The sequence below is a fragment of the Paenibacillus taichungensis genome (assembly GCF_003287275.1).
GTDB lineage: Bacteria > Bacillota > Bacilli > Paenibacillales > Paenibacillaceae > Paenibacillus > Paenibacillus taichungensis_A.
The window spans coordinates 290902-311989 of record NZ_QEVW01000001.1; the positions used below are offsets into that span (position 1 = coordinate 290902).

General features: G+C 46.4%; 15 protein-coding genes and 2 tRNA genes. 16 read left to right on the forward strand and 1 reads right to left on the reverse strand.

All coding sequences use genetic code 11. The features are described from left to right. The first annotated feature begins 212 nt into the window (after positions 1-212). The 4 genes from ilvB to DC345_RS01585 all read left to right on the forward strand — a co-directional run bounded on the left by ilvB (position 213) and on the right by DC345_RS01585 (position 5399). Positions 213-1964, forward strand: coding sequence for a biosynthetic-type acetolactate synthase large subunit (gene ilvB, locus DC345_RS01570; protein WP_113051611.1), 1752 nt, complete (start codon positions 213-215; stop codon positions 1962-1964). After that, complete coding sequence (gene ilvN / locus DC345_RS01575) at positions 1961-2443, forward strand: acetolactate synthase small subunit (protein ID WP_076289931.1); 483 nt, start codon at positions 1961-1963, stop codon at positions 2441-2443. The genes ilvB and ilvN overlap by 4 nt, the downstream gene beginning before the upstream one ends. A gap of 297 nt (positions 2444-2740) precedes the next feature. Beyond that, entirely contained in the window at positions 2741-3733 is a 993-nt protein-coding gene (ilvC, locus tag DC345_RS01580) for a ketol-acid reductoisomerase (protein WP_113051612.1), read from the forward strand. A gap of 124 nt (positions 3734-3857) precedes the next feature. Next, on the forward strand, positions 3858-5399 hold the full coding sequence (locus tag DC345_RS01585) for a 2-isopropylmalate synthase (RefSeq protein WP_113051613.1): 1542 nt from the start codon (positions 3858-3860) through the stop codon (positions 5397-5399). 224 nt (positions 5400-5623) lie between these two features. Here DC345_RS01585 and DC345_RS01590 read toward each other — a convergent pair whose 3' ends face one another. Then, positions 5624-6604 (reverse strand): aldo/keto reductase, encoded by a 981-nt coding sequence (locus DC345_RS01590; RefSeq protein WP_113051614.1) that lies wholly within the window; start codon positions 6602-6604, stop codon positions 5624-5626. 231 nt (positions 6605-6835) lie between these two features. Between DC345_RS01590 and leuB the strand changes: the two genes are divergently transcribed. From leuB to abc-f, 12 genes are all read left to right on the forward strand, one after another. Next, positions 6836-7921, forward strand: coding sequence for a 3-isopropylmalate dehydrogenase (gene leuB / locus DC345_RS01595; protein ID WP_113051615.1), 1086 nt, complete (start codon positions 6836-6838; stop codon positions 7919-7921). Between the two features lie 273 nt (positions 7922-8194). Next, entirely contained in the window at positions 8195-8734 is a 540-nt protein-coding gene (locus tag DC345_RS01600) for a peroxiredoxin (protein ID WP_091001071.1), read from the forward strand. A 357-nt stretch (positions 8735-9091) separates the two neighbouring features. Next, positions 9092-9508, forward strand: a complete 417-nt coding sequence (locus DC345_RS01605) for a hypothetical protein (RefSeq protein WP_024628323.1) — start codon at positions 9092-9094, stop codon at positions 9506-9508. A gap of 443 nt (positions 9509-9951) precedes the next feature. After that, positions 9952-11055, forward strand: coding sequence for an ATP-binding protein (locus DC345_RS01610; protein ID WP_113051616.1), 1104 nt, complete (start codon positions 9952-9954; stop codon positions 11053-11055). 127 nt (positions 11056-11182) lie between these two features. Then, positions 11183-12151 (forward strand): AAA family ATPase, encoded by a 969-nt coding sequence (locus DC345_RS01615; protein ID WP_113051617.1) that lies wholly within the window; start codon positions 11183-11185, stop codon positions 12149-12151. A 3-nt stretch (positions 12152-12154) separates the two neighbouring features. Beyond that, the gene (locus tag DC345_RS01620) at positions 12155-13270 is read left to right on the forward strand and encodes a DUF58 domain-containing protein (RefSeq protein WP_113051618.1); all 1116 of its coding nucleotides are present in this window, start codon (positions 12155-12157) and stop codon (positions 13268-13270) included. Next, positions 13267-14583 (forward strand): DUF4129 domain-containing protein, encoded by a 1317-nt coding sequence (locus DC345_RS01625; RefSeq protein WP_113051619.1) that lies wholly within the window; start codon positions 13267-13269, stop codon positions 14581-14583. Before DC345_RS01620 ends, DC345_RS01625 begins: the two co-directional genes overlap by 4 nt. Positions 14584-14666: 83 nt before the next feature. Further along, positions 14667-15623 (forward strand): aldolase catalytic domain-containing protein, encoded by a 957-nt coding sequence (locus DC345_RS01630; protein WP_063564204.1) that lies wholly within the window; start codon positions 14667-14669, stop codon positions 15621-15623. A 406-nt stretch (positions 15624-16029) separates the two neighbouring features. Further along, positions 16030-18156 carry a bifunctional diguanylate cyclase/phosphodiesterase gene (locus DC345_RS01635; protein WP_113051620.1) on the forward strand — a complete coding sequence of 709 codons (2127 nt, stop codon included), beginning with the start codon at positions 16030-16032 and terminating at the stop codon, positions 18154-18156. A 142-nt stretch (positions 18157-18298) separates the two neighbouring features. Beyond that, positions 18299-18372 (forward strand) — tRNA-Pro (locus tag DC345_RS01640). A gap of 11 nt (positions 18373-18383) precedes the next feature. Beyond that, positions 18384-18454: transfer RNA gene (locus tag DC345_RS01645), tRNA-Gly, on the forward strand. A gap of 488 nt (positions 18455-18942) precedes the next feature. After that, complete coding sequence (gene abc-f / locus DC345_RS01650) at positions 18943-20835, forward strand: ribosomal protection-like ABC-F family protein (protein WP_113051621.1); 1893 nt, start codon at positions 18943-18945, stop codon at positions 20833-20835. The last annotated feature ends 253 nt before the right edge of the window (positions 20836-21088 follow it).

Genomic DNA, 21088 nt, shown 5'->3' on the forward strand with positions numbered 1-21088 from the left:
CAACAGGTATGGAGAACGGGTATGTCCGTTTGATCTATCGTTTTTTGTACCTGGTAAGGTCCGTTATTGCGAAATTTCGGACAAAGTTGGGTGGTACCACGGAAGCAACAACCTTTCGTCCCTCGCAAGCATAAACTTGTTTGCAGGGATGGAAGGTTTTTTTTGTAACTTTAAATGTCAGAATGATGTAAATTCCGAGAGGAGGATGACTGATGGGAGCTCAAATTCCAGAAGTACGATCGACAGATGAATTACGTGAAAAATGGATGAAGCCGGAGGTCATTAGCGGTTCCGAAATTCTGCTGAGAAGCTTGTTGCTGGAAGGTGTAGAGTGCGTTTTTGGTTACCCGGGCGGCGCAGTGTTGTACATTTACGATGCGATGTATGGTTTCGAGGATTTCAAGCACGTGTTAACCCGTCACGAACAAGGCGCCATTCATGCAGCTGACGGATATGCACGGGCGAGCGGAAAAGTGGGTGTCTGTATCGCTACCTCCGGACCTGGAGCAACGAATCTGGTTACGGGTATTGCAACAGCGTATATGGATTCCGTACCACTCGTAGTCATTACAGGGAATGTAATTTCCAGCCTGATCGGCTCAGATGCTTTCCAGGAAGCGGACATTACCGGAATCACAATGCCAATCACCAAACACAGTTACCTGGTAAAAGACGTAGAAGATCTGCCACGTGTCATTCATGAGGCATTCCATATTGCGAATACAGGTCGTAAAGGTCCCGTATTGATCGACATTCCGAAGGATGTATCAGCAAACAAAACGTTGTTTGAACCGATGACTGAACCTGTTATATTGAGAGGGTACAATCCACGGACAGTGCCGAACAAACTTCAGGTTGATCGTCTGGCTCAGGCGATTCAGGAAGCTGAACGTCCGATGATTCTGGCAGGTGGCGGTGTAGTTTACTCCGGTGGACACGAAGCGCTGTTCGAATTTGTGGAGAAGACAGGCATTCCAATTACCACAACACTTCTCGGACTTGGAGCATTCCCAAGTGGCCACGAATTGTGGACCGGGATGCCGGGGATGCACGGAACATACACCTCCAATCAGGCGATTCAACAATCGGATTTGCTGATTAATATCGGCGCTCGCTTCGATGACAGGGTAACAGGCAAGCTGGACGGATTTGCTCCACATGCCAAAATTGTGCACATTGATATTGATCCGGCTGAAATTGGCAAAAACATCGCAACCGACATTCCAATCGTTGGTGATGTGAAGACGGTTCTCGAAATAGCGAACAAAGAGGTTCAACGTGCTGAACGTGCGGATGCATGGAGAGATCAGATCAAACAATGGAAACAAGAGAAACCTTACAGTTACACAGATTCAGACGAAGTATTGAAACCACAGTGGGTTGTGGAAATGCTGAATGATACAACCAAAGGTGAGGCAATCGTCACTACGGACGTTGGACAGCATCAAATGTGGGCAGCTCAGTATTACAAATTCAACCAACCGCGTTCATGGGTAACCTCGGGTGGACTGGGAACGATGGGTTTTGGATTCCCTTCTGCAATTGGTGCTCAAATGGCCAACCCGGACAGACTCGTTATTTCCATCAACGGTGACGGTGGCATGCAGATGTGTTCTCAAGAACTCGCGATTTGTGCCATTAACAACATCCCGGTGAAAATTGTTATTATCAACAATCAGGTACTTGGAATGGTACGTCAGTGGCAAGAGATCATCTATGAGAACCGATATAGTCATATCGATCTGGCAGGAAGCCCTGATTTTGTAAAACTTGCTGAAGCTTATGGTGTAAAAGGATTGCGTGCAACCAACAAGGAAGAAGCCGAGCGTGCTTGGCAAGAAGCCCTGGATACACCAGGACCAGTCGTTGTTGAATTCGTAGTACGCAAGGAAGAAAACGTATATCCAATGGTTCCGCAAGGAGCAACAATCGATCAAATGCTGATGGGGGATGCTGAGGAATGATAAGACATACAATTTCGATATTGGTCAACGATCAGCCAGGCGTCCTGCAGCGGGTATCAGGGTTATTCGGTCGACGGGGATTCAACATTGAGAGTATCACGGTAGGTCAATCCGAGGAACCGGGTTTGTCCCGGATGGTCATTGTGACGATCGGTGATGACAAGACGTTGGAACAGATTGAAAAGCAACTCTACAAAATCATCGATGTCATCAAAGTGGTTGATTTCAGTCTGAAACCGATGGTTGCCCGTGAACTTGCTTTGATTAAGGTGAAGGCAGAGCCATCCGAACGTCCAGAAATTCTGGGTGTGGTGGAGACATTCCGCGCATCTGTTGTAGATGTTGGTCCAGGCAGCTTGATTGTACAGGTGGTCGGAGATACGGATAAAATTGATGCGATGATTGAATTGCTTAAGCCATACGGCATTCGCGAACTGTCACGCACAGGTGTAACTGCATTGGTACGAGGGAACGTTTAAACAATCTATTGAAAAAAACATGGTCTGATGCTATCAACGGAACGACAAAGGTGTGTTAGCAGCATTAAGCTGAGAAATACCGTTAATCTTAGATGAGTGCCAGTCCCATACAAGTTGCAATTTAACATTTTAGTGATGTAACGCTTGACAATATAGCCACACACCCGCATTAACGGGCGGGTGTCTGAACGGATCGGATCAGACCAGAGACGCTAAAGCAGGAAAAGCGTGCCGGTCCCTTGAGACACCCGCTCATTAATGAAGGGTTCTTTACAATACAAAGGAGGACTTATAAACATGCCAGTAACTACTTATTATGAACAGGATGCAGAGCTTAGCGTATTGAAAGGAAAAACGATTGCGGTCATCGGTTACGGTAGCCAGGGCCATGCCCAAGCTCAAAACCTGCGTGACAGTGGATTGAACGTAGTCATCGGACTTCGTGAAGGTAAATCTTTTGACACTGCAAAAAATGACGGATTTGAAGTTCTGTCCCCGGCTGAAGCAACTAGCCGTGCAGACGTAGTTCAAATTTTGCTGCCTGACGAAACACAAGCTTCTGTATACAAAAACGAAATCGAACCAAACCTGAAAAAAGGCGCTGCATTGCTCTTCTCCCACGGTTTCAACGTTCATTTCGGTCAAATCGTTGCTCCAAAAGACAGCGATGTATTGCTGGTAGCTCCTAAGTCCCCTGGTCACATGGTACGTCGTACCTACGTGGAAGGATTCGGTGTACCGGGCCTAATCGCAATTGAGCAAGATGCAACAGGTAAAGCAAAAGATATCGGTTTGGCTTATGCCAAAGGTATCGGTTGCACTCGTGCAGGGGTTATCGAAACTTCCTTCCGTGAAGAAACAGAAACAGACCTGTTCGGTGAGCAAGCTGTTCTGTGTGGCGGTGTAAGTGCCCTGGTAAAAGCAGGATTCGAAACATTGACAGAAGCGGGTTACGCTCCTGAAATGGCATACTTTGAGTGTCTGCACGAATTGAAATTGATCGTTGACCTGATGTATGAAGGTGGACTTGCTAGCATGCGTGATTCCATCAGTAACACTGCGGAGTACGGTGACTATGTAACTGGACCACGCGTAGTAACTGAAGATACGAAGAAAGCAATGAAAGCAGTCCTGACAGATATCCAACAAGGTAAATTTGCACGTGACTTCATCCTGGAAAACCAATCCGGCCGTGCGTTCCTGACAGCAACTCGTCGCAACGAAGCTGAACACCCAATCGAAGTGGTTGGCGGACAATTGCGTGAGATGATGCACTGGATCAAGAAGTAAGCATGCACTTTTAAGGTAATCTAGTAAACTTACAGCTTTAACCGGGAATAGCGGCCGTGCATATGCGTGTGCCGCTATTACTGGTTTAGAGGAACATAAAATACAAGTCTAGGAGGTGCGAGGCGTGCGTAAAATCTATGTATTTGACACAACGCTGCGTGATGGAGAACAATCCCCGGGGGTCAATCTGAATACTCGTGAAAAGGTGGAAATTGCGCACCAGCTCGAGCGGCTTGGTATTGACCGGATGGAAGCCGGTTTCCCCGCAGCCTCTCCAGGCGATTTGGCGGCAGTTAATGCAGTAGCCAAAGCGGTCAAAAATGTTACCGTCATTGGCTTGTCCCGATCCAGAGAGCAGGATATCGATGCGGTGAAAGAAGCGTTGAAGGGCGCTCAAGACCCGTGTATTCATATCTTTTTGGCAACTTCCCCCATTCATCGTCAGCACAAATTGCGCATGGATCGAGCCCAGGTTCTTGATACAGCTCGTTCCGCAATTCGTTATGCGAAAAAAACTTTTTCGAAGCTCGAATTCTCGTTGGAGGATGCAGGTCGTACTGAGTATGATTTCCTCGTTGAGATGGTGAATATGGCTGTGGAAGAAGGAGCAGCTGTTGTAAACATCCCGGATACGGTGGGATATCTGAGCCCATATGAGTACGGTAATATTTTCAAACATCTCAAGGAGAATGTACACAACATTGATAAAGTGCAGCTGAGTGCACACTGTCATAACGATCTGGGGATGGCAACTGCCAACACGCTTGCAGCCATTCTGAATGGAGCCGATCAAATTGAGGGCACCATTAACGGAATTGGTGAACGTGCAGGTAATACTGCGATTGAAGAGATCGCCATGGCACTCGAGACACGTCAGGAATTTTTCCAGGCGAAAACTTCGCTGCAACTTTCTGAAATTGCTCGGACCAGTCGTCTAGTGAGTCGTTTGACGGGTATGGTTGTGCCTGGAAATAAAGCGATTGTTGGTGCGAATGCATTTGCACACGAATCCGGAATTCACCAGGATGGCATGCTGAAGGAGAAAACAACCTACGAAATTATGACGCCAGAGACTATTGGTCTGAAGGAAAGCAAGCTCGTATTGGGTAAACACTCGGGGCGTCATGCATTCCGTGAGCGCCTGATTGAGTTGGGTTATGAACTGGAAGATGAAGCATTGAACCGTGCTTTTGCCCAATTCAAAGATCTGGCTGATAAGAAAAAAGAAGTAACTGATGAGGATTTGCTGGCGGTCATTGAAGAGAAATTGCAGGATGCACCTGAGGTGTTTAAACTGGAATCGATCTTTGTGACGTATGGTGATGAATCCACTCCAACGGCTAAAGTTCGTATTGCTACACTTGATGGTGATACGGTGGAACAACAAGCAGAAGGAAATGGATCGGTAGATGCCATATATAATGCGATTGATCAAGTGAGCGGAGAAGAAGTAACGTTATCCGACTACTCAATCAAATCTGTTACGCATGGTAAGGACGCATTGGGAGAGGTACACGTCGTACTTACTCAAAACCAAATATCTGTACAAGGACGCGGTGTAAGTACTGATATTCTGGGTGCCAGTGCACGTGCTTATGTCGATGGATTGAACAAATTGATTGAGAAACGCAAGACCTATACGGATCGCGTTAACGTGAACCTATAACACATCATTTGCAGCAAGCAAAGCTCTTCATTGGACTGGAATTCGCCTGGCTGGGGAAGCTGGGATGTAGTTCCCAGCCCTATGTATTGTAGTTCAGTGAGGTACATAAAAAGTCTGACCCTCAAGATTTGAGGGTCAGACTTTTTTGTTGTTACGTATAGGATAATTGCATTTTATTAGAGTATTTCCATTGAAAAGACGTACTCAGTTAAGCCGATAAACTTTTACCAAGCGTATGCGTTCGGAGCTTGCCCTCCCGGACCTGGGAAGATTTCATCCAAACGTTTGAGGACCGTTTCATCCAAAGGTACATCCAAACATTTGAGCGCAGTTTCAAACTGCTCCAGTGTACGCGGCCCAATAATGGGTGCGGTAACTGCCGGATTGGCGGCAACCCAAGCCAAAGCGATGGTATCCTGCGGTTCGCCGAGTTCGCGGCAGAGTGCTGCGAATTGTTCCAACTGAGTTTGATGGGACTCAATTCGTTCAGCAATGCTACCACTGCGTGTACCTTCCAGCTTCTGGAGCGCATTGCGTCCAAGTAACCCACCGTCAAGAGGACTCCATGGAATAACGCCAAGGCCCAGTTCTTTCGCTGCAGGCAGCACTTCGAGCTCAGGCAAACGGCAGTTAAGACTGTATTTATGCTGCTCGGATACAAGACCGAGGAAATGGCGATTTTTGGCTTCGCTTTGGGCAACGGCAATCTGCCAACCAGCAAAGTTACTTGAACCTACATAACCAATTTTGCCTTGATGAACAGCGTTTTCAAACGCGCCCCAAAGCTCGTCCCACGAGATGGCGGGATCAACATGGTGCATCTGGTACAGTTCAACATGATCGGTTTGCAAGCGACGGAGGGACCCCTCCAGATGCCGTCTGATTTTGTAGGCGGAGAGACCTGCATCGTTGTTTGGACCGTCTGTATCATCATGCATAGAGCCATAAACTTTGGTTGCAAGAACGACTTTTTCACGTCTGCCGCCCCCCTGTTTAAACCAGCGTCCAATGATCTCCTCGGTGAGACCCGAATTTTCGCCCCAGCCGTAAATGTTAGCGGTATCAAAAAAGTTCACACCCGCATCGAGTGCCGCATCCATGATACGGAATGCCTCTTTTTCGTCTGTAGCAGGACCAAAGTTCATCGTGCCGAGGCAGATCCGGCTGACTTTAAGACCTGATTTTCCCAAGTACGTGTATTGCATGATTGCAATCCCTCCTGAGTTACCTGATTTTGTCTTCAGGATTTATTTTAACTCAGTCAGAGGTACAGAACAACCAATCTTAAACTGCTTATAGGTAAAAACTATTAAAGTCATAGATTGTATATCTTGGTCAAATGACCTCTGAATATGATACAAAGGAGAGAGTTAAAAATGACACGTTAATCGTTGAAGTGAATAACCGAATGAATGGATATAAGGAGTGGACAACCCATGGCAGACGTGAAAAAAATTGCAGTTATCGCAGGTGACGGAATTGGTCCTGAAGTTGTAGCGGAGGCAGAGAAAGTTCTCAAACGTACGGAGGAAGTGTTCGGATACCGTTTTGAGACAGAGCATGCGCTGTTTGGTGGAATCGCGATTGATGAAAAGGGTACACCTCTTCCTGAAGAAACACTGACAGTATGTAAGAGTGCAGATGCAGTCCTGCTTGGAGCGGTTGGCGGTCCAAAATGGGATAACAACAGCAAGGAGCTTCGCCCGGAAACAGGCCTGCTGGGTATTCGCAAAGCACTCGGATTGTTCTCCAACCTGCGTCCGGCTGTCGTATTTGATTGTCTGAAGGATGCTTCTACTCTGAAGCCGGAAGTACTTGAAGGTACAGATCTGATGGTGGTACGTGAGTTGACAGGTGGTATCTACTTCGGTGAGAAGTTCAGACGTGAAAGTGCACAGGGCGAAGAGGCTGTGGATACATGTGCATATAATGTAACGGAAGTGGAGCGGATCGTTCGTCAGGCATTCGAAATTGCGCAAGGACGTCGCAAAAAGCTGGCTTCTGTAGACAAAGCCAACGTATTGGAAACTTCCCGTCTCTGGCGTGAAGTCGTGAATCGGGTAGCACCCGATTATCCGGATGTTGAACTGGAGCATGTGCTTGTAGACAACTGCGCGATGCAATTGCTGCGTCGTCCAGCCAGCTTCGATGTTATTGTAACGGAAAACATGTTCGGAGATATCTTGAGTGATGAAGCAGCGATGCTGACTGGGTCCATCGGTATGCTTGCATCTGCATCACTGGGAGAAGGCAGCTTCGGACTCTATGAGCCAGTACACGGTTCAGCACCGGATATCGCAGGTCAAGGACTGGCGAACCCGATCGCAACGATCCTTTCTCTGGCATTGATGTTCCGTACAACCTTTGGTTATGCAGAAGGTGCTGACGCAATTGAAGCAGCCGTGTCTGATGTGCTGAATGCGGGGCATCGTACAAGCGACATCGCTGTAGACAAGAGCAAAGCGATCAGTACGACAGAAATGGGCGATCTGATCGTCGCGGCAATTCAGAAACAGGCTTAATAATAGTAAGAACAGTACAGCCCTTTGCTCCGTTCCGGAATTGCAGAGGGCTGTTCCTTTATGATTTTTGCCACGAAAAATCCTTATTTATAATTATTATAATAAAACAACGATTATAATCTTGACTTTGAGAAGTCCGGATGATAACATTTTACTTGTACTTGTTATCAAGTAACAAACCCATTTTAATTACAGGAAAAGCGTTCTCGTTTTTCTTGATGATGAGCATTCAACTTGAGTGCTTACATAATCCCAAAGGAGGAATTGTTAGTTATGGCAGAACGTTTGGTTGGTAGACCCGCACCGGATTTTGCAATGGAAACAGTATCGGGAGATGGACAAGACTTTGGTTCCGTAAAACTGTCCGATTATCGTGGCAAATGGCTCGTATTTTTCTTTTATCCTTTGGATTTCACTTTTGTGTGCCCAACTGAAATTACAGCTTTGAGTGATGCTGCTGAGCAATTCAAAGCTTTGGATACTGAAGTTCTTGGCGTGAGCGTTGACTCCGTACACAGCCACAAAGCTTGGATCAACACACCTAAAGACAGCAATGGTCTTGGTCAATTGAACTTCCCACTTGCTTCCGATATCACGAAACAAGTTGCTAAAGATTATGGCATTCTGATCGAAGAAGAAGGCGTTGCACTGCGCGGCTTGTTCATCATCGATCCAGAAGGCGAATTGAAATACCAAGTCGTTAACCACAATGATGTAGGCCGTAGTGTTGAAGAAACACTTCGTGTACTGCAAGCTCTGCAATCCGGTGGATTGTGTGCAATGAACTGGAAGCCAGGCGACAGCAATCTGTAAGCCTGACTGAACTTGAACGTTTATTGTTCAAGCCCTCATCCCTTATGGGATTGAGGGCTTTTTGCACCCTTTTGCGAGAATCTAGGTCCTAAAAGAAGAAAAGTGTTTAAACAAAGACGTAAACGTGGTAATGATGTAATAGAAGAAAGCCTTCATTTTATCTCTGGAAAGAGGAATCGAAGGGCCTCAAGGCGAATAGGGTATGGAAACCCGGTAAATATTCCGGTGCTCTGCATTTATAATTTGTACATGAATGTGATACACTGATGGAACTATTCCTTTTTCGGAAGTGCTTGAAGTGTACGGGACTGCTATCCAACAAAAAGTCTCGGCACGTTATAAGGAGGGTGAACAAAAATGAGTTACTGTTGTGGGGCAAGTATGGTGGGAACAAAGGGCACGCTGAAGCATTACCGCACCCAGGTTCATAATGTTCCCCTGCTGTTTTGTCCGGTGTGTCACCGGGTAGAAGTGCATTATAAAGTGGAAAATGAATATGAAATTTTGGCTGAATATGCGCATGGAGATGGTGCGTCGGAGATTGATTTTCAAGATTACGTGACAGAAGATGAAGATGCGATTTTTGAAAATTGCGTGAATCGTGAAAGCGAGGATGCTATGGTCATTGTGCAGCGTCAGATCGACATGTCTCTGGATCTGCTTCGTCTTGCCAAGGAAATGAAGGATGAGAAATGGGAGAGTGAACTCAAGCGTCGCTTAGCCGTCATGAGTCAGCGCAGACTCAAAATTCAGCATAATAAGAGTGGACTATAGATTGAATTTAATTATTTAAAATTTAAACTATACAAACGGAGCTTACTCGCTAATCGAGCGAAAAAGCTCCGTTTTTGTTGTATATAGAAACTAATTCACGGTTTTTCTTAAAATAATTTCCATTCGACACTTTCTCCGATTGACTCCCTTCTATAAACTTGTCTATGATAAAAACAGACTTGCAAAAGAGGCGGAGCAAAAAATGTTCGTGTTTGGGAATAGGAGAAGGTTAGAATGGAACAGACGTATATTGTTTTCCGGATCGACTCTTGGTTACCCGGAATAGACCAGCTTGGGTTCCGGACATGCCATCCATATTTTCGGCTCAGCCCCCTAATGAAAGGGCACCGGTAATGAAAAATAAAATCGGCCCTTCCTGTTTCTGTGATGATATGATGTCCGAATGGCAAGTTTATCATTTACGTGAAAAGGAGGAACCTGACATGATTAGTGAATTTCAGGATACAGTGCCTCGACCAACGGATGGATTCCCGCCTGTACATCTGGATAACAACAAATATGAGAATGTCCTGGAGCATCTGGATAGCGGAATAATGTTGTTTGACAGTAATGGTGTATTGACGTTTATTAACGTTCAGATGGCAAAATTGTTGGAGCTTCCTAGGAGTCTATTGAGCGGCTGCACCCTGATGCAAATGCTGCATCATCCACAGATGAGCCGATTCAAGAAAAAGAAAATTTTACGCATCTATCGGGAAACTATCTTTCATCGTAAGCGCTATCATGAACTGATTGACGAGTATGGCAGGCATTGGCTGGTTACAGTAACGTATGGGGATCAGATGGATGGGGACTTCCTCTTCAGTGTGAAGGATGTTTCCGATTATAAACAGATTGAGCAGACCGCTTATCAAAATGACAAACTTGCAATGTTGGGGCGGATTTCGGCATCGATTGCCCATGAAATTCGCAATCCTTTGACGGCTATCCGCGGATTTATCCAGTTGCTTCGTCCTCATTTGCTACAATTGGGGAAAGACGAGTACGCTCGAATCATTCTAACGGAGATTGACAGAGCGAACGACATTATCTACGAATTTCTAAATTCCTCGAAACCGTCAGCTCCTCAGAAGACCATTATGTCTGTTAACTCTTTGCTCAAAGAGGTGGTCTTGCTGACAGAAAGCGAAGGATTAATGAAGGGGTGCGAGATTACCCTGGATGAAGCAGAAGTCCCGTTAAATGTGTCCATTGATGTCAAACAGATTAAGCAGGTCATTTTGAATATGGTTAAAAACGCAATGGATGCCATCGAGGATGTGGGAGAAGAGCATACTGGCTTGATTCAGATCTCTACGGGAACCGAGAACAAGTATGTGCAGATCTCCATTGCTGATAATGGACAGGGGATGGACCACAACACTCTTGTGCGCCTGTTTGACCCGTTTTTCACCACCAAAGAGAGCGGAACAGGATTGGGGCTATCCGTGAGTTATCGCATTATCAAAAATCACGGAGGCAACATCTCTGTGGATAGCAAAAAAGGGGAAGGCACCCGGTTCATCATTATGCTTCCTTTGGTGTAAAGACAAGAGTTATGCGAACAGGAATTGGCCAACCCGCCGATTCCTGTTGTTTTTTGTTGGGACGATTAGGGTTATAGTTAGAATGAATGCGAATACATAGCTCAATATACGGGAGGAAGAACCAATTATGAATATCCAGGGAATGGAACAAATGAACAAACTGCTAATGGACCATGTAGGGAAGATCATTGTGGGCAAAGACCATACGATTGAGCTTGTGATGACAGCAATCATTGCCTCGGGGCATGTCCTTCTGGAGGACGTACCTGGTACGGGGAAAACCATGTTGGCCAAATCAGTAGCCTCTTCACTGGATTGTACCTTCCAGCGTATTCAGTTCACACCGGATCTGTTGCCATCTGATTTGACGGGTATTCATTTTTTCAACCAAAAAGAAGGTGACTTTGAATTCAGACCTGGCCCCCTGTTTGCCAACCTGGTGCTGGCGGATGAGATTAATCGGGCTACACCGCGTACCCAGTCCAGTTTGCTGGAGTGTATGGAGGAACGGCAGATCAGTATTGATGGTTCAACCAGACAGCTGGAACGACCATTTATCGTCATTGCCACACAAAACCCGGTAGATAACCAGGGAACTTTTCCGTTACCCGAGGCACAGATGGATCGTTTCATGATGAAGATCCGAATGGGCTATCCGAGCAGTGAAGAAAGTGTAGAAATTCTGAGACGTACGGTAGCGAGCCGATCTGTTGCCGATCTGTCCTCTATCATTAGTCGCGAGCAGCTGCTTGAGGCACAGAGCACTTATACATCAGTCCAAATCGACGAAGATCTATTGCGATATATTATCCGTCTGACAGAAGCGACTAGGCAGCATCCTGAGCTTTCACTAGGCGTAAGTCCACGAGGAGCTCAGGCGTTGCTCAAGGCAAGTCAGGCCTGGGCTGCTCTACATGGCAGAGACTTCGTTCTCCCTGATGATATAAAAGTATTGGCGGAGCCCGTGTTAGCCCATCGGCTTGTATTCCGCAACCGGGTGAGACAACAAGAGGGCTTGGCGGAGCGTATTATTCAGGAACTTCTGAGCCAGACTGAAGTGCCGACGGAGAATCTTGCTACAGGCAGCGGGCGATAACGTATGGCATTACTATGGCTTGTCGTTGTTGGAGGCATTGTTATTGGAGTACACGGCATATGGTTCGGCCGTCCGGCTTTACGCAAGCTGAAGTACACCAGACAGTTCAGCAAAATGCGTTGTTACGCCGGGGATGAGCTGGAGATGGTTGAGACGATTGCGAACGAAAAACGGATATCGGTTCCATGGCTCAGACTTGAAGCTATGATGCCAGTTTCATTTATATTCCGTTCTGGCTCGGGCATGGATATCAGTCAAGGAGATATTTATCAGAATCATAAAAGTATCTTTACTTTGAAACCGTTTACTCGTATTACGCGCAAGCATCCTTTTGTATGCAGCAGACGCGGGATCTACACGTTAAACACTGTAACCATGACCGGAGGGGACCTGTTCGGCCTCTGGCGTACCTCGAAACCTATCCCCGTCCATCTGTCCATGGTCGTATATCCTTCACTTGTTCATGCGGAGGATCTACCTGCGATCTATCAGGTATGGCAGGGTGAGGTTGAGGTATCCCGTTGGATTGTTGAAGATCCCTTTCTGATTCTCGGGGTACGACCGTATGGTGCGGGTGATCCGATGAACCGTATTCATTGGAAAGCGAGTGCACGCACTGGAGAATTGCAGGTTTATAAGCAGGGATGGACTGCGGACCCTCAATCCTGGATTGTGGTTAACATTCAGGAGTCGGCGGACATGTGGAGTGTCGTTACCCGCCCGGAGATGATCGAACGGGCACTACGTTATGCGGCAACGGCAGCGGTAGATGCGATTGGAAGAGGGTTGCCCGCGGGATTTGCTCATAATGGGTACCGTGTGAGCGGAGGACGTGATCCATTGCGTATTGAGCCGGATTACGGCAGTCCTCATCTGGAAATGTTACTGGAAGCTATGGCAGAGACGGAGCTGAAATGCATGGTTCCCATGGAGCAGTTCCTGAGTGACGAAGTAGAACGGAATGAAGAGGCTCAGCAGGTTCGCAGTTATCTCTTAATTACGTCCTATGTATCTCCAGCTATGGAACATGAAATTGCGCGTTTGCATGAGCAAGGTCACCGTGTGACCATACTCCCCGTAGAGGGTGGGAAAAGCAATTCCAAGGCGGTGAGTGCATGAATGAATCCAACAGCAACAATACCAAGGAAAAAGTACTTCTATCCATGTCGGCCGTTCTGTTGATTGGGGTATATTTTTATCCGCTATTAACGCTTACTTCCCTCTATGCAACGGGACATTTTCCATACACATTAATGGCTATCTTTGTTGTTGCTGGCTGGTTAGGTCAATGGGTACAGCATAGGTTACCAACCATCAGCGAAAAGAACACGGTTATTCGATGGGGTGCAACGTTGCTTATGGGGCTGTTGGTCTCATTGGTTATCGCACTTATATGGGCATTTCCTTTACCTGAGTTGCTGACGGCAGTGGTATGGGGAGTTATATCAGCCTATATTGGGTTGAATTTTCAACCTGTCTTCCGTTCCATTTTGATTTGGCGCTTGCAGATTTGGGGTGTAGTTAGTGCAATTGTGCTTAGTGGGGCTGCCAATGGAATTGAATTTATGCAACCTCTTCGGGCTTACACCGGAACCATATATGCAGCGGGGGTAATCAGTTTTGTTGGCTGGTTGGTAGGCCAGTACAGTGTGCAGCTGGATCGTGCGATATTAAATGATGGCTCAAGAAGGATCGTATTACGTGAGTTTGCCCGGGCGAATCACCAGCGTCTGTTATGGATGCTGATTGTGATCGCTGGAATTGGTGCTTTTCCCAGTCTTGTTGCTTGGCTAGGACCACTGCGTGACCGTCTGCTTGCTTGGATCAGAGGTTTAATAGGCTCGAGTTCCAATCAGGAGCCACCTATTACGCCTACAGCTCCAAATGAACCGCCTATGATACCTGAAGGGATGGAATCAACTGGGGAGCCCTCTGTTTTCTGGGATATCCTGGGTTGGGTCGTCATGGGGGCTGTCGCAGTTGTGATCTTGTGGCTAATCTTACGTTTGGGGCAGAAGGCGATAAACAAACTTATGGAGCGTTTCAAAGGGCTGCTGCAGCCCGGTCAGAAGAAGGTAGAACCCCGGACGGAGTATGTGGACATTAGCGAAACACTAGAGGCGCCTGCAAAAACGCGCAAATCCTGGTTCCGCAAGAAGGAGTCGCTCCCCTCACAGGAAGCTGAACGTGTTCGGTTTTATTATCGGAAGTGGATCGACAGAGCTGCACACCGGGGCGTACATATACAGGGTGCACACACGCCACTGGAGGCTGCGGAGACAATTGTTCAGCATGGAGCCAGAGAAGATGATCAGAAGCTCTCTGCAATGCTACCAGATACCTATAACGCTGTGCGCTATGGGAAGAAATCTCCAGACGATTCCGAGATGAGTGAGATTGATCGGATATGGAAATCTTATCGAAGTAAATAAGTCGGGAATCCCTTTACTTTTCTTGTTACGTTCAAGTATCATGAGAGGAATACACAAGTTGGTCAGAAAAGGAGCAGACATTAATGAAGACAAATCATTGCAAAATAGTAGATTGTACAATCCGTGATGGTGGATTGGTAAATAACTGGGACTTTAGCGTGGACTTTGTTCAACAGCTCTATGCTGGATTGAATGAAGCTGGCGTTGATTATATGGAAATTGGATACAAAAACTCACCTAAGCTCTTAAAAGGTGCAGAAGAAGCAGGACCATGGCGTTTTCTGAATGATGATTTCCTGCGCAAAGTAATTCCGCAAAAAGGAAATACCAAATTGTCTGCACTTGTTGACGTTGGACGTGTGGACGAGAATGACATTCTGCCACGCAGCGAAAGCATGCTGGATCTGATCCGTGTAGCTTGTTACAGCAAAGATGTAGACAAGGCACTTGCTCTGGTCCAAACATTCCACGATCGCGGATATGAAACAACGCTGAACATTATGGCATTGTCTAATGTTATGGAAAATGAACTGCTGGAAGCATTTGAACTGATCAAGGAAAGTTCTGTGGATGTTGTATACATAGTAGACTCCTATGGAAGCCTGGATCATAACGATGTGAAATATCTGGTGGAGAAGTTCAAGACTCATTTGCCGAACAAACGTCTTGGCGTTCACACACACAATAACATGCAACTGGCGTTCTCGAACTCATTGGTAGCAGCTGAGCTTGGTGTTGAACTACTGGATGCTTCCGTATACGGTATGGGACGTGCGGCAGGAAACTGTCCCACTGAACTGCTCGTTGCTCATTTGAAAGGAACAAAATACAACCTGCGTCCAGTACTTGGTGTATTGGAGCAATTGATGGTCCCTCTCCGTGAAAAAGAAGAGTGGGGTTACATTTTGCCTTATATGATTACAGGTACATTGGACGAGCATCCTCGTTCGGCGATGGCACTGCGTTCGTCGGAAGACAAAGATAAGGTTGTTGATTTCTATGATAAATTGACAACACCAGAAGTGAATTTTGATAAATAAGCTTATTGCATAATTCTTGAAAATTGACTTCAAGTCAACAAGAGAAGGGATCTAATACGTCTATAACTTTAGCGCATTAGCGTTTTAAGTCGAATAGTGCACATGTGGCGAAAATTAGTCTAAAATGCAGTTGTAAATTAAAAAAACATGGACTCCAAGGGGGAGTTCATGTTTTTTTAGTTCTTATTGCCTTGTTTTTCTACATATCTATGAATAAATATTCCTAGAAATGCTCATTTTTTTTGTTCACGTCTGCGGAAATAAATGTTATTATGTACCAGATAGCATGTTTTCACATGTGAATTGAACGTTGATAGATATAAAAATGTCGAATATTGTAACAAATTAGATTTATATCGTTAAGGTTATTTCAGGATAGGCGATCCCGGGAAGGAAAAAACACGGCATGAAGGCTAATCAGCAAGATCAGAGAAAAATAGGTTGGGTCGCGATAGGCGGCTTATTGTGTTTCCTCGCAAGTCAATGGTTTCGTTCCTCCGCAAGCTCTGATCTGATCATATCGGGTTACCCGGTTTTGACGCTCTTGGGTGGCTTCGCTGCGGCAGCGGCCTGTATCGGCATTTATAATCAAAGCTGGTTATTTCAGACTCAAAGACTGACCCTCCGTAGGGTCCTTATGACTACGCTATTTTTATTGATTGGTTTGTTTGAGTTGGTTCACATCGTTTCCTTTGCCGAAGAAATGCCAAATGGCGCGATGGTGGAGTCGGAATTCTCGCTGAAGATGATTTCGCTTGGATCTCTTGTTTGTGCGGCAGGTTTGCTGTTCATATATGCAGTCAACGAGAGGGAAATTGCGTTACCACGCAAATTTCTAATTTTCAGTGGAACACTCGGTATTTTTGTTGTTTTGTATACAGTGGCAATTCAGGAATGGGCTATACTGCCGAACTTGCTGGAGGGGAATGTGCTTGGCGGCATGTTTACCCGAATTCATTTTCTGATCGGAATCCTGTATGGCGTGACTGCGGTCGTGTTATTCGTTCAATGGAAAAAAGGCAAAGATGGCGATCTGCCTACCATTCTTTGTGCAATCCTCTGTTTTTTCTTTGGGGAATGTTACTTTGTCTCTGCTACGAAAATTAATGATCTCAATCTGCTGCTAGGTCTGTTAAGCGATTGTTTGGGCTATTTCTTTATCCAGAAGGGTCTGTATTCGTCTGTGGTAGATACACCTTTCCTGAAACAACAGGTGGCGGAAGCAAAAATGAACTTCATTGCTCACCACGATGATGTGACAGGACTGCCGAATCGCCGTCGTCTTTCTCAGCGACTAAAAGTGATGATGAATGCAGCTATGGTAGAGGAGCAGCTTGTCGGTGTCTTGGTATTAAATATCAACCGATTCAAAACGATTAATGATTCGTTAGGCCAACAAGCGGCTAACCGTGTACTTCGTCAGGTAGGACAGCGTCTGAAACATTCTTCGCTCCCGGGAGAGGAAGTGTTCGGACTGGGAAGAGATGAGTTCGTATTGACAATGACAGACTTCTGCACAACAGATACGGCGTTGCGGCGGACAAGATCGATCCTGCAACTGTTTGAAAAACCTGTAACGGTGGATGGGAACGAGTATCATCTCACGTTGGGCATTGGTATGGCGATATTCCCGCATGACGGTGACTCACCGGAAGAGATCATCCAGAATGCGGATACGGCGCTGCATAATGCCAAAGAGCAGGGAATAGAGCTAAACCGATATGCCCATGCGATGCAGATGAAAGCCCAGGAACGTTTGCAGCTTGAGAATGATTTGCGCAAAGCGTTGGATCGTGGGCAGTTCTATCTTGTGTATCAGCCGCAGGTTAATCTGGCAAGTGGGTTGATTGTCGGTATGGAGGCTTTGGTGCGTTGGCAGCATCCGCTGAGAGGCTCAGTATCCCCTGGGGAATTCATTCCTCTTGCTGAGGAGAGCGGGCTGATCGTACCGCTTGGAGAATGGGTATTGCGTGAGGCGTGTGCACAGAACAAGCGCTGGCAAGAAGCGGGTTACCGCAAGCTATGTGTCTCGGTTAACCTTTCCATGAGACAATTCAGGCATTCTCATCTGCTGGACAACATCAGCGGCATTCTCAAGGAGACAGGCTTGGAACCTGTGTGGCTTGAACTCGAAATTACGGAGAGCATGACTTTTGACAAGGATCGTGCGTTTGAGCAGTTGCGCAAAATTAAGGAAATTGGTGTGCACATCAGTATTGATGATTTTGGTACAGGGTACAGTTCACTGCATTATTTGAAAGATCTGCCGATTGACCGCCTCAAGATTGACCGTTCCTTTGTCAATGAAGTGATGGAGGACAGCAATAATGCGGCAATTGTGTCGACTATTACGTCAATGGCTCATCACCTGCAGTTGAAAGTGACGGCGGAGGGCGTTGAAAATGAGGACCAGCTTTCGTTTCTTCGTGATCAGCATTGTCATGAGGCTCAAGGGTTCTTTTTCAGCAAACCCATTCTGGCAGCTGATTTTGAAAAAAAGTTTTTGAGAGATGTGGATAAACCCACGGGGTAAGGAAAGACAGGGGCGTGGACACGCTTCTGTCTTGTTTTGTTTCGAAAGGTCAGAGGGGAAATGGTAAAAAGAAGTTGCAAGCGTTGGATGATCATGGTATATTAATTTTGTGAAATTCATGTTAATGTTCCTCGGAACTTGACGGGACGTAGCTCAGCTTGGTAGAGCACCTGGTTTGGGACCAGGGGGTCGCATGTTCAAATCGTGTCGTCCCGATCGTCATTCGTGCGGGTGTAGTTCAATGGTAGAACTTTAGCCTTCCAAGCTAATAGCGTGGGTTCGATTCCCATCACCCGCTTAACTAATGCAAAACCTGAAACCCTTGTGAAAACAAGGGTTTTTTCTTATTTTTCGAAGTTAATATATTTTAAGTCATGTTTAAATGGAGAATGTCATTGAGCTTAATTCAAAACCTTTGATTTTTCCCCATCATCTGGTACAATAACGAAGAAATCGATACTACACATGAATGAGAGGTAACCATACATCCCATGAAGTAAAACACATGAATTCAACCCCAGTAACTGCAGAGAGTTTATGACGCAGTCAGCCAAAAAGCGGCTGAGCAATGAGGGGATTCGTGTGTCCAAATTCAGCTATGGGATCAGGTATGGAAACAGGCAGGCTGTACTGGCTTAGCTTGTGTATACCCTTTTAAGGGTTCTTTGTTCATACCGTGGGGTATCTTATGCTTGTTTTTTGACGCTTTATCCAATCCTGAATTGCCAGACCGCCGGCTGATGCTAGCGGTTTTTTTATTTTGAATTGCAGGAAGGATGAGGCCTCATGATGACAATGGTACGCCTACATGAAGTATCGAAAGAGTGGAACGGAAATGAGTTGTTTGCAGGATTAAATCTCGAAATAAATGAAGGTGAGCGGCTCGCCATTCTAGGTCGCAACGGCTGTGGCAAGACCACCTTATTAAGCATCATTCTTGGAGAAGAAGAGGGCGGTGGACGCATCGAACGTCACATTCCGCAGCAGGAGTGGGGTTTCATGCGCCAGCGCTCATTGATCAAGCCTGAGATAAATGTGCTTGATGCTGTCCGACAGGAAAGTGGGCGGATCTACGAGGTGAAGCGTGACCTGGAATTACTGGAACAACGGATGAGCAACAGTGGAGCGGCAGATGAGCAGCGGCTGCTCGAAGCTTATACGATAGCGATGGAGCATTATGAGCAATTGAACGGGTATATGTGGGAGACTGAGGTAGAGAAGGTACTGACTCGTCTGGGGTTATCGTCGGAACATTGGAATCGGCCGTATCATTCTTTGAGTGGTGGGCAAAAAACGAAGGCCCGTCTCGCAGGATTGCTGGTCAGTAAACCCAAATTTCTGATTCTGGATGAACCGACGAATCATCTGGATGAAGAGAGCATGCGCTGGCTTGAAGAATGGCTTTCGGCCTATGCTGGAACATTGTTGTTTGTTTCTCACGACCGGACCTTTATTGATCAGGTCGCAACGGGTGTCATTGAGTTTAGCCCGGATGCACTGACCAAATATAAAGGAGGCTACACGGATTATAAAGGCCATAAGGAACGCGAATTACGTGAGCAGGAAGCAACGTATCGCAAGCAGGAGCTGGAACGGAAAGCGCTAGAAGAGACAATCCGCAATTATCAGCAGTGGTTTCATCAGGCTCATAATTCAGCAGGCGATGTGGAAGTGAAAATAACTCAGAGCTTCTACAAAGCGAAAGCCAACAAGAACATTTCCCGCTACCATGCCAAGCAAAAACAACTGGAGCGCCTGGAGAAAGAACGGGTGGATAAACCCCGCGAAGCTGCAAAATTGAACATGGAGCTGCAAGTGAACACGCTGGCTGCCCGCCAGCTCCTTTCGTTGGAAGACGTTAGTTTTGCTTATCCGGGAAGCCCGACATTGCTTCACCATATCCGGATTGCGGTCGAACGTGGAGATCGTCTTGCTGTACGTGGACCGAATGGCACAGGCAAGACGACACTGCTCAAACTGATGATTGGAGAGCTGGAACCTTCCCGGGGCAAAGTGACACGTCATCCACAACTGAAAATCGGTTATTTTTCGCAAGAGCTTGAGGGGTTACCTGAAAGTGAGACACTTCTGGATAGTTTGCTCAGTCTTCCATCCATGACACAAAGTGCTGCACGTACCATTCTGGGATGCTTTTTATTCTCAAGAGATGATGTGTTCAAGCGTATTGGGGATTTGAGTATGGGGGAGAAGTGCAGAGTTGCATTCCTGCGGTTGTATTTCGGCGGAGCCAACGTGTTGGTGCTGGATGAACCGACCAATTATCTGGATATTGACACACAGGAAGTGATGGAGAATATATTGAAGCAGGCATCCGGAGCACTTGTGCTCGTATCCCATGACCGTATGCTGACCAAAGTACTCGCCAGCCGCTTGCTTGATCTGAAGCCCGATGGAAAGGCTACACTGTTCGAAGGTGGCGTGGAGGACTGGGAGCAATCCATCAAATTGCGAGAGTCCGCGCTTGAGATACGCGAGTCAGATGATGAACGGCTGCGGCTTGAAATGCGGTTGTCCGAGTTGTTATCTCCCATGAACAGTGCGGGCAATGATGTGTTGACTAGGCCTGATGATGTAATTGAACGGGCGGCAGAAGTTGCCGAGGTTCGCGAAATTCAGCGTCGTTTGAAACAGTTGCACGAGCTGCGAAAACAGAAGTAATGGATTGACGAAGCTTATGCCGATTTACTTTTTGTCTTAACGTTTGAACATATGGCGTTACGGCTTGCTATTTCGAGCGATTTTGCATATAATAATGGACGATCATCAGTAAATTTGAAGGTTTATCTGACATGCAAACGTGATGATGGAGACAAGTAAGCAGTGCCTCTGGACAGGGAGGAAGCGCCGTAGATTGAGAGCGTTTCTGTAGAACAAGGCTGCTGAAATTCACTCCGGAGCGGTTCCCTGAACC

What these genes read in the sequence shown, in the direction of transcription:
- DC345_RS01600 (WP_091001071.1), top strand. Translation starts at nt 8,195, where the DNA reads ATGGCAGAACGTTTGGTTGGTAGACCCGCACCGGATTTTGCAATGGAA.
- DC345_RS01605 (WP_024628323.1), top strand. Translation starts at nt 9,092, where the DNA reads ATGAGTTACTGTTGTGGGGCAAGTATGGTGGGAACAAAGGGCACGCTG.
- ilvN (WP_076289931.1), top strand. Translation starts at nt 1,961, where the DNA reads ATGATAAGACATACAATTTCGATATTGGTCAACGATCAGCCAGGCGTC.
- DC345_RS01620 (WP_113051618.1), top strand. Translation starts at nt 12,155, where the DNA reads ATGGCATTACTATGGCTTGTCGTTGTTGGAGGCATTGTTATTGGAGTA.
- DC345_RS01630 (WP_063564204.1), top strand. Translation starts at nt 14,667, where the DNA reads ATGAAGACAAATCATTGCAAAATAGTAGATTGTACAATCCGTGATGGT.
- DC345_RS01615 (WP_113051617.1), top strand. Translation starts at nt 11,183, where the DNA reads ATGAATATCCAGGGAATGGAACAAATGAACAAACTGCTAATGGACCAT.
- DC345_RS01610 (WP_113051616.1), top strand. Translation starts at nt 9,952, where the DNA reads ATGATTAGTGAATTTCAGGATACAGTGCCTCGACCAACGGATGGATTC.
- DC345_RS01590 (WP_113051614.1), bottom strand. Translation starts at nt 6,604, where the DNA reads ATGCAATACACGTACTTGGGAAAATCAGGTCTTAAAGTCAGCCGGATC.
- ilvB (WP_113051611.1), top strand. Translation starts at nt 213, where the DNA reads ATGGGAGCTCAAATTCCAGAAGTACGATCGACAGATGAATTACGTGAA.
- leuB (WP_113051615.1), top strand. Translation starts at nt 6,836, where the DNA reads ATGGCAGACGTGAAAAAAATTGCAGTTATCGCAGGTGACGGAATTGGT.
- DC345_RS01635 (WP_113051620.1), top strand. Translation starts at nt 16,030, where the DNA reads ATGAAGGCTAATCAGCAAGATCAGAGAAAAATAGGTTGGGTCGCGATA.
- DC345_RS01625 (WP_113051619.1), top strand. Translation starts at nt 13,267, where the DNA reads ATGAATGAATCCAACAGCAACAATACCAAGGAAAAAGTACTTCTATCC.
- ilvC (WP_113051612.1), top strand. Translation starts at nt 2,741, where the DNA reads ATGCCAGTAACTACTTATTATGAACAGGATGCAGAGCTTAGCGTATTG.
- abc-f (WP_113051621.1), top strand. Translation starts at nt 18,943, where the DNA reads ATGATGACAATGGTACGCCTACATGAAGTATCGAAAGAGTGGAACGGA.